The 13650-nt window shown below is 73.6% G+C and carries 11 protein-coding genes; 7 read left to right on the top strand and 4 right to left on the bottom strand.

Translation table 11 applies throughout. From position 1 onward, the window contains the following. Positions 1-131: 131 nt before the first annotated feature. From DSM112329_RS20150 to DSM112329_RS20140, 3 genes are all read left to right on the top strand, one after another. A complete protein-coding gene (locus DSM112329_RS20150) occupies positions 132-1235 on the top strand; it encodes a sigma-70 family RNA polymerase sigma factor (RefSeq protein WP_354698349.1) in 1104 nt (367 codons plus the stop codon). A 182-nt stretch (positions 1236-1417) separates the two neighbouring features. After that, positions 1418-2593, top strand: a complete 1176-nt coding sequence (locus tag DSM112329_RS20145; RefSeq protein ID WP_354698348.1) for a type IV pilus twitching motility protein PilT — start codon at positions 1418-1420, stop codon at positions 2591-2593. A 41-nt stretch (positions 2594-2634) separates the two neighbouring features. Further along, complete coding sequence (locus DSM112329_RS20140) at positions 2635-3000, top strand: helix-turn-helix domain-containing protein (protein WP_354698347.1); 366 nt, start codon at positions 2635-2637, stop codon at positions 2998-3000. 50 nt (positions 3001-3050) lie between these two features. Here DSM112329_RS20140 and DSM112329_RS20135 read toward each other — a convergent pair whose 3' ends face one another. Next, on the bottom strand, positions 3051-4052 hold the full coding sequence (locus DSM112329_RS20135) for a PPC domain-containing protein (RefSeq protein WP_354698346.1): 1002 nt from the start codon (positions 4050-4052) through the stop codon (positions 3051-3053). An 11-nt stretch (positions 4053-4063) separates the two neighbouring features. Beyond that, positions 4064-6655 carry a M14 family metallopeptidase gene (locus DSM112329_RS20130; protein ID WP_354698345.1) on the bottom strand — a complete coding sequence of 864 codons (2592 nt, stop codon included), beginning with the start codon at positions 6653-6655 and terminating at the stop codon, positions 4064-4066. Positions 6656-6836: 181 nt separating this feature from the next. Here DSM112329_RS20130 and DSM112329_RS20125 point away from each other — a divergent pair, with 181 nt between their 5' ends. Continuing rightward, complete coding sequence (locus DSM112329_RS20125) at positions 6837-8567, top strand: N-acetylmuramoyl-L-alanine amidase (RefSeq protein WP_354698344.1); 1731 nt, start codon at positions 6837-6839, stop codon at positions 8565-8567. 86 nt (positions 8568-8653) lie between these two features. Here DSM112329_RS20125 and DSM112329_RS20120 read toward each other — a convergent pair whose 3' ends face one another. Then, positions 8654-9121, bottom strand: a complete 468-nt coding sequence (locus DSM112329_RS20120; RefSeq protein WP_354698343.1) for a hypothetical protein — start codon at positions 9119-9121, stop codon at positions 8654-8656. A gap of 4 nt (positions 9122-9125) precedes the next feature. After that, positions 9126-9953: a hypothetical protein gene (locus DSM112329_RS20115; protein WP_354698342.1), complete on the bottom strand. Its 828-nt coding sequence runs from the start codon at positions 9951-9953 to the stop codon at positions 9126-9128. Positions 9954-10061: 108 nt separating this feature from the next. On the opposite strand from DSM112329_RS20115, the gene DSM112329_RS20110 reads away from it, so the two are divergent. Genes DSM112329_RS20110 through DSM112329_RS20100 form a run of 3 tightly spaced genes read left to right on the top strand, consistent with a single transcriptional unit; the run spans position 10062 to position 13508 of the window. Further along, a complete protein-coding gene (locus DSM112329_RS20110; protein ID WP_354698341.1) occupies positions 10062-11828 on the top strand; it encodes a zinc ABC transporter substrate-binding protein in 1767 nt (588 codons plus the stop codon). Then, positions 11825-12625 (top strand): metal ABC transporter ATP-binding protein, encoded by an 801-nt coding sequence (locus tag DSM112329_RS20105; protein ID WP_354698340.1) that lies wholly within the window; start codon positions 11825-11827, stop codon positions 12623-12625. Before DSM112329_RS20110 ends, DSM112329_RS20105 begins: the two co-directional genes overlap by 4 nt. A 10-nt stretch (positions 12626-12635) precedes the next feature. Next, on the top strand, positions 12636-13508 hold the full coding sequence (locus DSM112329_RS20100; RefSeq protein WP_354698339.1) for a metal ABC transporter permease: 873 nt from the start codon (positions 12636-12638) through the stop codon (positions 13506-13508). The last annotated feature ends 142 nt before the right edge of the window (positions 13509-13650 follow it).

The raw sequence follows: 13650 nt of genomic DNA, 5'->3' as shown, positions 1-13650 counted from the left end.
GCGACTACCATGGGCTGTCCGCTCGGGACGGGCCCGGCGCCACGCAGGCGCCAGTCTGCCTCGACCGTCCTCGCTGTATCGCACCATGCCGGCCGCGGGAGCCTCCGCGTCGGCGAACGAAACGGACGCCAATGTCAGTAGTGGAACTGCAGGAACTGGAAGAGATCAAGGGCCTCCTCAACCGAGGCACCCAGCTCGGCGTGCTCACCTTCGCGGAGATCGCGAAGGCGGTCGGTGAGCTCGATCTCGACGAGTCGGACATCGAGGAGCTGCACGGCTTCCTCGAGAAGTCCGAGATCGAGCTCGTCGAGGAGATCGACCCCGCGACCGCGGCCACGAAGACGGTCGAGCGCGCGCCGGACAAGCGCGGCCGCCGCAAGGCGAAGACCACGCTGGATCTGAAGCCGGACATGACGACCGACTCCCTTCAGCTGTTCCTGAAGGACATCGGCAAGGTCCGCCTGCTGACGGCCCAGGAGGAGGTCGACCTCGCCAAGCGCATCGAGCGCGGCGACCTCGACGCCAAGCAGAAGATGGTCGAGTCGAACCTGCGCCTCGTCGTCTCGATCGCGAAGAACTACCGCAACCAGGGCCTGCCGTTCCTCGACCTGATCCAGGAGGGGACGCTCGGCCTGGTCCGCGCCGCGGAGAAGTTCGACTACCGCAAGGGCTTCAAGTTCTCCACGTACGCCACCTGGTGGATTCGCCAGGCGATCGCCCGCGCCCTGGCCGACAAGGCCCGCACGATCCGCATCCCGGTGCACGTCGTCGAGAAGCTGAACAAGATCGGCCGCGCCGAGCGCAAGCTCGTCACGGAGCTCGGTCGCGAGCCCACCGCGGAGGAGATCGCCGAGGTCACCGGCATCGATCCCGAGGAGGTCGACTCGATCAAGCGCTCCGCGCAGGCCCCGGTCTCGCTGGAGAAGCCGGTCGGCGACGAGGAGGAGTCCGAGTTCGGGCAGTTCATCGCCGACGAACGCGCCGAGTCTCCTTATGAGCGCGCGGCGGAGATCCTCACCAAGGAGGCCCTGCGCGAGGCGCTGGAGAACCTCTCCTACCGCGAGCGTCGCGTCCTCGAGCTCCGTTACGGCCTCGGTGGCGAGCACCCCCGCACCCTCGACGAGGTCGGCCGCACGTTCAACGTGACGCGCGAGCGCATCCGCCAGATCGAGAACCAGTCCCTGAAGAAGCTCCAGTCGTTGGCCGAGGCGCAGAAGCTGCGCGACGTCGCCTAGCCAGGCGCCGGCCGCACCAGGTTGTACGAGGAGGGGCCCGGAAGGGCCCCTTCGTCGTTCCCGGGCGTCCTCCCGGCGCCGCCACCACCACCGAATGCCAGCTGACGCACGGAGGTGCGCGTCAGCTACGACTCGGCGCGCTTGTCCACCGCGGCGCGCCGCCGCCTCAAGATCTGACGGCGATGGCCGAAACAGTCTGCATGCTCGATGTCGACGCCGCCCTCCGCCACCTCGTCGCCGAAGGGGGATCGGACCTGCACCTGAAGGTGCCGTCCCCGCCGCTGATCCGCGTCGACGGCGAGCTGCGCCCGATCGAGGGCCTGCCGACCCTCGACAGCGCCGACACCGAGGCGGTCGTCCCGCAGCTGCTGCGCGACGAGGCCCGCCTGCAGGAGTGGCGCGAGAACGGCGAGATCGACTTCTCCTACGCCATCCCCGGCGTCGCCCGCTTCCGCGTGAACGCCTTCCGGCAGCGCGGCTCGGCGTCGCTCGTCTGCCGCGCGATCCCGGTCTCGATCCGGACGATCGACGAGCTCATGCTCCCGCCCGTCATCCGCACGCTCGCCGAGGAGGAGCGCGGCATCGTCCTCCTCACCGGGACGACCGGCTCGGGCAAGTCGACGACGCTCGCCGCGATGATCGACCACATCAACACGACGATGGCGAAGCACGTCGTGACGATCGAGGACCCCATCGAGTTCCTCCACGCCGACAAGCGCTCGGCCATCAACCAGCGCGAGATCGGCCAGGACACCGCGTCCTTCAAGCAGGCCCTGCGCCGTGTCCTGCGCCAGGACCCGGACGTCATCCTGATCGGCGAGATGCGCGACGAGGAGACGGTCCACACCGCCCTCAGCGCCGCTGAGACCGGCCACCTCGTCTTCTCGACGGTCCACACCGTCGACGCCGCCGAGACCGTGAACCGCCTCATCGACTTCTTCCCGCCGCACATGCACCAGCAGGTCCGGGCGATGCTCGCCGGCACGCTGAAGGGCGCGATCTCCCAGCGGCTCGTGCGCAGCGCGTCCGGCCACGGCCGGGTCGCCGTCTGCGAGGTGCTGCGGATGACCGGCCGCGTCCGCGACATGATCATGGACCCGCAGCAGACCGGGAAGCTCAACGAGGTCATCTCCGAGGGCGAGTACTACGGGATGCAGACCTTCGACCAGGCGCTCTTCGGGCACCTGAAGGCGGGGCGCATCACGATGGAGGAGGCGCTCGCCGCCGCCACGAGCCCGCACGACTTCAAGCTGCTCGTGGGGGCCGACGGCCGTAAGGGCACGACGATGGACGACCTCGCGCAGGCGGAGACGCAGCGCTCGGAAGCGGTCGGGTCCGCGGCGAGCGTCCTGCGCTGATCGCAGTCCCGGTGCAGCACTTCACTTGGTAAAGTGGAGGCATGGCCGTTGATGACAGCTGTCCCGTCTGTCGCACCGCAGACATCGTCTGTGGCAAGTGGACGCTGCTGCTCATCCGCGATCTCGCCGCCGGGACGTCCCGCTTCTGCGAGCTCGAGCGTTCGCTGAACGGCATCAGCCCGCGGACGCTGTCGCTGCGCCTGCGCGCCCTCGAGGAGGAGGGCATCGTCGAGCGCCGCACGTTCGCCGAGGTGCCCCCGCGGGTCGAGTACGCGCTGACCGACAAGGGCCAGGCGCTGCTGCCGATCGTCGACAGCATGCGGTCCTACGGTGAGAGCTGGCTGGCCGAGGACTGCGCCCGCGAGCAGGCGGCGGCCGTGCAGGTCATTCCCGCCGCCCTCGCCTGAACGACCGCGGCCACGGCCGCGCCGCTCGCCTGACCGGGACCAGGAACCTCCTAGCGCACGGTGAAGGCGCGCCTGCTCGTCCCCTTGAAGCCGGACTGGGTGAGCCCGGCCGTGTCGGTCGCCCGCGCGTAGGCCACGTAGCGGCCCTTCGGCAGCGCCGCCTTCAGCCGCACCGACCAGATCACGTGGCCGTTCGCGGTGAGGAAGATCGTCGGCTTCGTGCAGCTCGCGAGCTTCGCGAACGACGGCTTGACGGACGCCAGCTGCGTGCACCGGCCGCCCTGCTTCGCGGCCAGCCGGACGACGGCGACGCGGACCCGCGCGATCTTGCCATCGGGGTCGGCCGCGGTGCCGGACAGCACGCGGGTGCCGCGGCTCGGCGGCGCCTTGACCCGTGCGAACGGCGCGTCGTTGACCCCGGGGACGTCCGTCCCGGCGCTCGTGCCGCCACCGGCCGTCCCGCTGCCGGGGGTGCCGGTGGACGGGTCGGGGTCGGTGAAGATCACGGTCGGCGCGGGCGGGGCTGCTGCGCCCGGTGCGTTCGGCCCCGTGGATGCGACCGTCGCCCCGGTCGGCGTGACGGCCGCCACGCCCTTCTCGACCGATGCGGTGCCCTTGTAGGTGCCCATCAGCGCGGTCGCGCCGACCACCCGGACGAGGTACGGCCCGGCGCTGCCCGCGAGGAACGTCACGGACTCGTCCGAGTCGCCGTCCGCCTGCGAGGCGACCTGGTCGCCGACCTTGCCGCTCGCGTCCGACGCGTAGACGTAGAGGTCCAGGTCCACGGCGCCCTGGCTGGCGCTGCCGATGCTGATCGTCACCTGGCCGGCGGCGACGTCGACGAGCGTCTCGTCGCAGGAGCCCGGCGCCAGGCACGCCGTCTCGCTGCCGACGCCGAGACCGCTGATCGACGCGCCGTCCCAGGCGTACGGGGACCCGATCGCGACCTTGCCGCTGCGCGCTGGCGCGGCCTGGGCAGCGCTCGCGACGGCGCCGCCGAGTGCCGTGAGAGCGACGAGCGCGGCGGTGACCCGGGTGGTGGTGCGCGGCATCCGGACGCCCCTCACTTGACCGTGAACTTGATGAGGTTGCGCGTCCGCGCCTTGCGCTCGATGTTCCCCGCCCGATCGACGCCGCGGACCCATGCGAAGTAGTTCCCCTTGCCGATCGCATGGTTGAAGGCGAAGCTCCACTTCGTCGTCCCCGTCGCCGGGATGTACTTCGTGCGCACGCAGTCGACGACCGGCCCGAACGTCCCCTTGGTGGTGGCGAACCGGCACCGGTTGGCGCTGACGACCTTCGCCAGCGCGACCGTGACGCCCTTCAGCGCCGGCTTCAGGCCCTTCGGCGCGACGTCCTTGGCGGTGCCGTTGAGGAAGACGCCCTTCCGCGTGGCGCGGAGCTTGGAGCGGACGAAGCGCGACTGCGGCGCTGCCGTGTCCCGCCTGCCGTCGGCGGTCACGGTCGTCGGCAGCGCGGCGGCGTTGCCGCAGGGCAGGACCAGGTTCGCCCGCTCACCGCGCCAGATCTTGATCTCGCGCGTCTGGAACACCTTCCCGGAGGCGTCCTCGCACGTGAGCGTCCACGCCTGCCGCTCGCCCTTCTTGTAGTCGAACGGCTGGGTCGACGGCGTGACGAGCCACTCGAACGTCCCGGAGGAGTCGACCTTCGTCGTGTACTCGAGCTTGTCGGCCTGCGACTGGCGCGGACCGGGGTTCGCGCACGTGGTCGGGTTCTGGGTGCCGCCGGTGACGCCGTTGATGATGTCGATCGGGTCCAGGTCGGCCGGGCTCGAGATCGCGCAGACCGGGGCCGAAAGCGTCGTGAACGTCTTCTTCAGCCGCAGGGTCCGCCCGGCCGGCGCCTTGCCGGCCAGCGTGGAGAAGTCCTGGGTCGACGTCGCGTACTCCGACGACGTCAGGTAGGCGTTGCGCATGCCCAGTCCCGCCCGCGGGCCGGTGCCGTTCCACTGGTCGATGACGCCGCGCTGGTAGGCGACGTGGAAGTTGCCGTCGTCGTCGGACGGGGGACCGAGCTCGATCGTGTAGCCGTAGGTCCCGGCCGCGCCGTAGTTCCAGTCCTCGGTCGTCCCGGACGTGTCGTACAGCTGGTAGCTGTACTGCGAGGCGTACCCCGTGTCGGCGGCCATCTGGTCGCCGAGGACCTTGAGCCGGGCCTCGTCGGGCGCCAGGCCGTCGACGCTCAGCCCCGGGGGACGCAGCACCAGCGAGCCGAACGTGTGGGTGGTCACGAGCGTCGTGACGTTGTGCACCTGCGAGAACTCGTGGACCGACTGCGTCTCCTTCTCCGACCACTGACCGGTGCCGCGGTAGGACTGCGAGTTCGGGCTCGTGCTCGCGCCCGGGCCGCCCCAGTTGAACCCGTAGTTGCGGTTGGGGTCGACGCCGAGCTGCAGGTCGCACGGGACGCTGGGCGACGGGATCGTGCCGTTGCAGTTCTTGCGTCGGTAGGCGAGCGAGCCGCCGGCGCCGACGCTCTCGACGAGGCTCGGCGAGAGACCCGCGATGTTCGGGTCGCCGAGCAGGTCGGCCGGGTCGATCGCGTCGCGGGAGGCGATGAAGCCGTCCGGATTCACGATCGGGACGACGAAGACGCGGGTCGTGTCGAGCAGCTTGGTGACGCGTGCGTCCTTGCCGTACTGCCCGGCCAGGTAGTAGGCGTACTCGAGCGGCATCTCGCCGGCGGGCCACTCGCGTGCGTGGTGGACGCCGAGGATCAGCGAGACCGGCTTCTGGTCGTCGGTCCGCTCGACGCCGGCCGAGATCTCGACGCCGACCTGGTCGCGGCCCTGGAACGTCTTGACCGGCATCGTGAAGCCGCGGACGAGGCCCGGGTGGTCCGCGGCGAGCTTCTTGAGGTCGCTCTGGTAGTCGGCGTAGATGCGGTACGTCGTGCGGCCGGACGGGACCCCCGGTGCGTCGGCCCGCAGGTTCGCGCGGCGGTTGCTGCGCGCCCGCGCGGCGTCCTTGGCGATCAGTCGGCGGTCGGCCGCGAGCACGTCCTGGTTCACGACCTCCGCCGCGAATCCGGCCTGCTCGAGCCGGTCCAGGAGGGTCGACCCGACCGTCGCGAAGGCGTGGTCCTTGTAGACGTTCTCCTCCACGTCGACGCCCAGGGCCAGCAGCAGCGGCACCTGCCGGCGCGTGTCGGTGAGCGGGATCCGCACGTACTTCAGCGCCGCCGGGGCGGCCGGCCAGGCCGCGAGGCCGAAGGCGATGGTCCCCGTCACGGACCGCGGCGCTCCGGTCCGGCGGCAGGCCTGCAGGACGAGGGCGCCGCCGCTGCGCATCCACGCCTGCGTGACCTCGTCGGCCCCGAAGCCCAGGCTCAAGTCGACGGCCTTGCCGCTGGCCGCGTCGAACAGCGCAAGGTCCCAGTCCCCGCGCCGGCCGCCGGTCAGGCGGAAGTCGCCGAAGCCCTCCGCCGGAGCGGCGTAGCGCCGCTGCCAGACGCCGGCCGCCCCGGGCGTGGCCAGCGTCCGGCACGAGCCGGCGGTCGTCCCGGGCGCGCTGACGCTGAGGCGCTCGGCCGGGAGCGGGCTGAAGCGCTCCGCGGCCCCGGCCGGGGCGACGGAGGCGAGGGCGGCGAGCGCGGACAGGGCCGTGACGCGCGCGGCACGGGAGAACAGGTGCATGCGGACGTCAACGACCCGCGGGCCGCAAACTGGCGTTCACACGCCTCGGCTGCGCAGGAATGTGCGCGCCGGCACTCGACCATCGGTCCAGCCGCGTGGCTGGGTGGCGGGTTGCAGGGGGCAGGGTCCGCAACCCTGGGCGCCGAAACGGGTCCTTGCGACGATGGACCGGAGCGGTGACATGGACGGTTTCGCCCGCGGCCTGACCCGGCGTCGCGTCCTTGCGCTGGGCGCCACCGGCGGTCTGGGCCTGCTCGTCGGCGTCCCGGCGCCCGGGTCGGCGGCGGCCGCGCGGGTGCGGACCGCGGGGCTCGCGCTGCCGCGCGGAGCGGTTCCCGGGGGTGGCCGGGCCGGTGTCGTGGTCCGTGCACCGGAGGCCTTCGACCTGGTCGGCCTGCGCGGGGCGGACCTGCGCGGTACCGCCGCCGAGCTGCGGGTGCGCCGGACAGGCGGACGCTGGAGCCCGTGGGTCCCGCTCGGCTCCGGTGCCGACCACGCCCCCGACCACCCGCGGGCGCAGGCGGCGTCCGACCCGGTCTGGGCCGGCGGCGCCGACGAGCTGCAGCTGCGCGCCCGCCGCGCGGTCCGCGGCGGCCGGCTGCAGCTGATCACGGCGCCGGCGGCGGCGGTGTCGAGCCCCGCCCGGCGTGCGGGCGTCCGCGCTGCGACGGCCGTCACCCGCCAGGCCGGCGCCCCGCCGATCGTCCCGCGCGCCGCGTGGGGGGCCGGTGCGGTCCCGCCCCGGGCGTCCCCGAGCTACGGCGCGATCAGCGTGGCGTTCGTCCACCACACCGTGTCGGCGAACACCTACGCGCCCGAGGACAGCGCCCGGATCGTCCTGGCGATCGCCAAGTACCACCGCGACTCGAACGGCTGGAACGACATCGGCTACAACTTCCTGGTCGACCGCTACGGGCAGATCTTCGAGGGCCGCGCGGGCGGCATCGACCGTGCCGTCATCGGTGCGCAGGCCGGCGGCTGGAACAGCCAGTCGACCGGGATGGCGACGATCGGCGACTTCGCCGCGACGCCGTTCCCGGCGGCCGGCATGGCCGCGCTGACCCGTCTCATCGCGTGGAAGCTCGGGCTGCACGGCGTCCCGGCGGTGGGGACGGTGCCGCTGATCTCCGGGGGCGGCAGCGAGAACCGCTACCCGTACGGACAGACGGTGACGCTGCCGCGCGTCTGCGGGCACCGGGACGGCTGCAAGACCGCCTGCCCCGGCGACGCCCTCTACGACCAGCTCGACGACCTGCGCGCCCGGGTGGCCGCCGCCACGCCGGGGGTCCCGGTGGCGCCCGTGGGCGTCGCGACCCTGGTCGCCGCCGAGCCCGCCGTCGCCTACGGGCAGGACGCGGTCCTCAACGGTGCCGTGACGCACGGCGACGGGACGCCGGCCGCCGGAATCGCCATCAGCGTGCAGAAGCAGACGTCCGCCGGCACGTGGGTCCGCGTGGCGGTCGCGACGAGCGGGGCGGACGGCCGCTACGAGTCCCGAGTCACGTGGAAGCGGGCGTCGCCGCTGCGCGCGGTCGCGCAGTTGGCGCCGGGGAACGCCGGGCGGGCGCGGTCGGCGCCGGTCAGCGTCGGGCTGGTGCGGACGGTCGCGGTCACCGCCCCGGGCGAGCGCTCGCGGGTCCTGGCCGGGAAGAAGGTCGCGATGACCGGCACGGTCGGGCCCTCCGGCGTGGTCCGCGTCCTCGTCGAGCGGCAGGAGGCCGGTGGGCGCTGGGTGGGGGCCGGGGAGGTGCGGGCGGCGGTCACCGGAACGCGGTTCGCCGCTGGGGTGCCGCTGAAGAAGCCCGCGCTCTACCGCCTGACCGCGATCACCGGTCCGAAGGCCGCGCCGGTCCGCGCGACGCCGGTCTTCGTCCGCGCGGTGCGCGACGCGTCGAAGCTCACGCCGCCCTGACCGCTGTCCGATCGCGCCGCGAAGGAGCGCGGCCTGCTGGCGCCGGCGTTCGGCGGTCCGGTGTCCGCCGGCGGGGCGAAGCCGGGTCAGGGCGCCGCGGCGCCAGGCGTCCGGGGCAGCAGGCCCTCGACCGTGGTCCAGTCGGCGATCTGGCAGCCGTCGGCTCGCGAGAAGGCACGGTCGACCTTGCGACTGCCGATCGTCCCGCGCACGCGCCCGGTCTGCGGGCCGCCGTAGATCAGGGTGCAGGCCCGGTCCCGGGCCGGCTTGGTCCCCAGGAACTTCGCCTGCGCGCGGGCGACACGGCAGGCGCGGGTGGCGGTGGTGCGCAGGAACCCGGTCGCTGTCGCCTTGCGGCCGCAGCGGACGGTCGCCGTCCTCGCTGCGGCCTGCGGGCCCGCGTCGTACGTGACGGTGAGCCGGACGACGGGCTTGGCCGCCGCGCCTGCAGCGGTCGTCGTCAGGGTCGCGACGGCGACCACCGTGGCGACAGCGACTGCGATCGCGGTCGCGAGCAGCAGCAGCGCCGGCCGGACGGCGGCGGCAGCGGGCATCCGGCTACAGCCCGGGCGGATGGACGACGGCGAAGCCCTTGGTCGACCGCGGGGCGGTCTGCCAGCGCGAGCCGCGCGGGCCGCTGCGGCCGCTGGTGTCGTACCGCAGGCCGTCGACGACCATGAAGGTGTGCCCGGCGTTGGCGTAGATCGTGACCCACTCGCCGGGGCCCTTCTCGCCGGTCAGCGCGAGCTCGCCGGACGTCTTCGTCGTGGTCAGCAGACCGCCCGCCGCGAGGGCGTAGCTGAGCGACCCCGAGCAGTCGTAGGCCGTGTCCACGAACGATCCGTGTCCGCCGCCGTACACGTACGGGAACTTCGCGATGGCGTTCGCCCCGGCGACGATACGCGCGACGGCTGCCGGGACGTCCGGCGCGACGGTCGCGGTACCGTCCGGGTTCAGGCGGATGCCGTGGCCATTGCCGCCCGACTTGGCCGACTGCTTCTGGACCGCTTCCATCTGCCTGAGCTCGGCGGCGATCTCGGCGTCGGACGGGGCCCCGGGGGAGATGAAGTTGTCCGCGGTCTCACCGAAGCTGCCGCTGGCGGCCGTCTTGGCGACGGCCTTCTTCGCGGCGGCCTTGGCGGCGCCGGGCGCCGGCGCCTTCTTCGTGAGCTTCGTGCCGCGCGGCGTGACGAACGCCTGGTCGGCCTCGGCCTGGTCGCGGATCGGGACCGACGCGCGCTGGCTCGTCCCGGTCTGCCCCGAGTCGGGCGCGGACGCGCGCGCCTGGGTCTTGGTCTTCTCATCGGCTGAGCCGCAGCCCGTGGCGAGGGCGCCGAGGGCCAGCGCAGCGGTGAGGGCCGACGTTGCTCTGCTGCACATGCTCATCGCGGCAAGGGTAACCGGGCGACGGGCGCCCGTGCGCCACAGCCCGACAGCGCCCCGCGCCCGAGAAGACGAGACACGTTCTCATTCGTTGCTACGCTCCGGCGCGCGATGTTCGACGTCTTCCAGCTCCCGTTCGTCCAGCGCGGTCTCGTCGAGATCCTCGTGCTGTCGCTCGGCGCCGGGGTCATCGGGACGTGGATCGTGCTGCGCGGGCTGGCCTTCTACTCGCACGCGGTCGGCACGGCGGCCTTTCCGGGCCTCGTGCTCGCGGACGGGATCGGGTTCTCCGCCACGCTCGGGGCGGCGGGGACCGGCCTGCTGGTCGCGCTCGGCGTCGGCGCGCTCGCCCGGCGCGAGGGGGCGGCGGACCGCTACGACTCCCTCACCGCGCTCGTGCTGGTCGGCGCGCTGGCGAGCGGGGTGATCCTGGCGAGCGACGTCTTCCGGTCGGGTGCGAACGTCGAGACGCTGCTGTTCGGGAGCCTGCTGCTGGTCGACGGCGGCGACATCGCGTTCGCGGCCGTGGCGAGCGGGCTCTCGCTCGTGGGTGCCTACCTGCTCCACACGCGGTGGCTGATCACCGGCTTCGACGCGCGGACGGCCCCGGCGCTCGGTGCGCGTTCCGGGCTGCCGGACGCGATCCTGCTCGGCCTCGTCGCCCTGCTCGCGGTCGCCGCGCTCGCGACGCTGGGTGCCCTGCTCGCGACCGCGGTGCTGGTCGTCCCCGCGGCGACCACGCGGCTGCTGTGCACGCGACTGCCGACCTGGCAGCTGGCCACTGTCCTGCTCGTCGCGGTCGAAGGCGTCGTCGGGCTGTGGATCTCGGTGGAGGCGAACGCGCCACCCGGCGCGGCGATCGCCGTCCTGTCCGCGGGAGTGTTCACGGTGGTCGCCATCGGGCGCGCGCTGGTGCGCCGTGGTCGCCGGTCGCGGCGCGGTCCCGTGCTCGCCGCGCTCGCGGTCGTCGGGCTCGTCGCGGCGGGCTGCGGGGACACCGCGGAGTCAGGCGGCAGCGGGATCAAGGTGGTGGCGACGACGACCCAGCTCGGCGACATCGTCCGGGCGGTCGGCGGCGAGGACGTCCGCGTCGTCCAGATCCTGAAGCCGAACACCGATCCGCACGACTACGAGCCGCGTCCGCGCGACGTGCAGGAGACCGCGGGCGCAAAGGTGGTGTTCGTCAGCGGCGACAACCTCGACAGCTGGATGGCAGACGTCGTCGAGCAAAGCGGTGGCTCGCCCACGGTCGTCGACCTCGGCGCGCTCGTGCCCGAGCGGGTCCCCGGCGAGCGCGACGGCGACGAGGCCTCCGAGTACGACCCGCACTGGTGGCACGATCCGCGCAACGTCGTCGCCGCCGTCGGGCAGATCCGGGCCGCGCTCGTGAAGGCCGAGCCGGAGCGGGCTGCAGCGATCGAGGCCGGCGCGACCCGGTACCTGGCCCGGGTGCGGGCGCTCGACGCGGGCATCCAGGCGTGCGTGGACGCGGTCCCGGCCGCGCAGCGCAAGCTCGTCACCGACCACGACGCGTTCGGCTACTTCGCGCGGCGCTACGGGATCACCGTGGTCGGCGCGGTCATCCCGTCCCAGAGCACGCAGGCGCAGCCGTCGGCGGGCGAGATCTCGGACCTCGCGCAGCTGATCCGCCGCGAGCGCGTCAAGGCGGTCTTCCCGGAGAGCTCGCTCAACGACAAGCTCGCCCAGGCGATCGCGCGGCAGACCGGCGCGACGGCGGGCCGCGAGCTCTACGGCGACACGCTCGGCGAGGCCGGGTCGGCCGGCGCGACCTACCTCGGCATGGAGCGCGCGAACGCGGACGCGATGGTGCGCGGGTTCACGGGGGGTGCATCGGGTTGCGCGATCCAGGGGCTGTGACCGACCCGGTCCCCGCACCGGGCGCAGCGGCCGCGGCTCCGGCCGATGCCCGCGTCCTGGTGCGGACCGCGGGACTGGCGTGCGGGTACGCAGGGACGCCCGTCCTGACCGGGGTCGACCTGACGCTGCGCGCGGGCGACCGCGTCGCCGTCCTCGGCCCCAACGGCGGCGGCAAGACGACGCTCTTCCGCACGCTGCTGCGCGAGCTCGACCCGCTCGCCGGGACGCTGGACCTGTCGGCGCGCTGCGCGGTCGTCCCCCAGACCGAGCGCTCGCGCCTGGACTTCCCGGTCAGCGCGACCGACGTGGCGCTGATGGGCGCCGTCTCGCGGCTGGCCTGGTGGCGCCGGCCGTCGCGGGCCGACCGGCGCCTCGCGCGTGCCGCGCTGGATCAGGTGGGCCTGGCCGAGCACGCCGACCGGACCTTCGGCGATCTGTCGGGCGGCCAGCGGCAGCGCGTGCTGGTAGCGCGGGCACTGGTGCAGGACGCGCCGATCGTCCTGCTCGACGAGCCGTTCACCGGCCTCGACGCCGTCAGCGCCGAACGGCTGGAGCAGCTGCTGCTGGCCCTCGCCGACGAGGGCCGCGGGCTGCTGATCGCCACGCACGACGTCGACCAGGCGCGGCGGTGGGGGACGGTGCTGTGCCTGAACCGGCGCCAGATCGCCTACGGCGGGGCGGAGGTCCTGACGCGGTCCGTGCTGGAAGCCACCTACGGCGGCGAGATCGTCGACATCGACTGCGCCGTGCACGGCCACCACCCGGCCGTGCTGCCCGCGCACCACCACGAGCACTGAGCCGGCGCCCGTGCACTCGACGCTCGCGGTCCTCACCTGGCTGACCGACCCGTGGCAGGAAGCGCTCACGCGGCGCGCGCTGCTCGAGGTCGTCCTGCTGGGCGTGGCGGGCGGCGCCCTGGGGTGCTGGCTGCTCTTCTTCAACCTCGCCTACAGCGCCGAGTCGCTGGCCCACGCGCTGCTGCCGGGACTGGTGGGCGCGGCGCTGCTCGGGCTTCCGCTCCTGCTCGGCGGGGCCGCAGGGCTGCTGGTCGGCGCGGTGGCGGTGGCGGTCGCCGGACGGATCGACGGGCTGGACCGGGACACGGCCGTCGCGGTCGTCGTCACCGGCCTGTTCGGGCTGGGCGTCCTGCTGGCGCTGTCCCCCGAGTCGCCGGCGGGGCTCCAGGGCCTGCTGTTCGGCGACGTGCTCGGCGTCAGCGACAGCGACCTGCTGCTGGCCGCCGGGCTGGTCGCCGTCGTGCTGGCGGCGCTCTGGGTCCTCCACGACCGGTTGCTGGTGGTCGGCTTCGACCGGCTGAGCGCGGCCGGTCTGGGCGTGCGCCCGCTGGCCGTGGACGTGGCGCTGCTCGTGCTGCTGGCCGTGGCGCTGCTGGTGGCGGTGCAGGGGCTCGGCAACCTGCTCGTCGTCGCGGTGCTGATGGCACCGGCGAGCGCGGCCCGCCTCGTGACGCGTCGCATGGGTCCGATGCTGCTGGTGTCAGGGCTCATCGCGGTCCTGGCCGGCACCGGCGGCCTGTACCTGAGCTACTACGCCGGCACCGCTGCCGGCGCGTCGATCGCCGGAATGCTGGTGGCGGTCTACGTGATCCTCGCGCTGGGCGGCGGGCTGGTGCGCGCGGTGGTCCCGCGCGATCGCGCGCTGGCGCAGCCGTCGGCCTGACGGCGGTCCGCGGGCGGGGCGGGCGGGTCTGCCGCTGGGTCGGGCCGGCGGGGTCGTCGGCAGCGGCCCGGGCACGCGACCGGCCCAGCGGATTCGAGCGTCCGTTTCCCCGTCCCCTGGCGCGGGGAATCCGACGTTCGGC

It is taken from the genome of Paraconexibacter sp. AEG42_29 (assembly GCF_040581415.1).
Classification (GTDB): domain Bacteria; phylum Actinomycetota; class Thermoleophilia; order Solirubrobacterales; family Solirubrobacteraceae; genus Paraconexibacter.
This window is presented reverse-complemented; position numbering and strand designations above follow the sequence as displayed.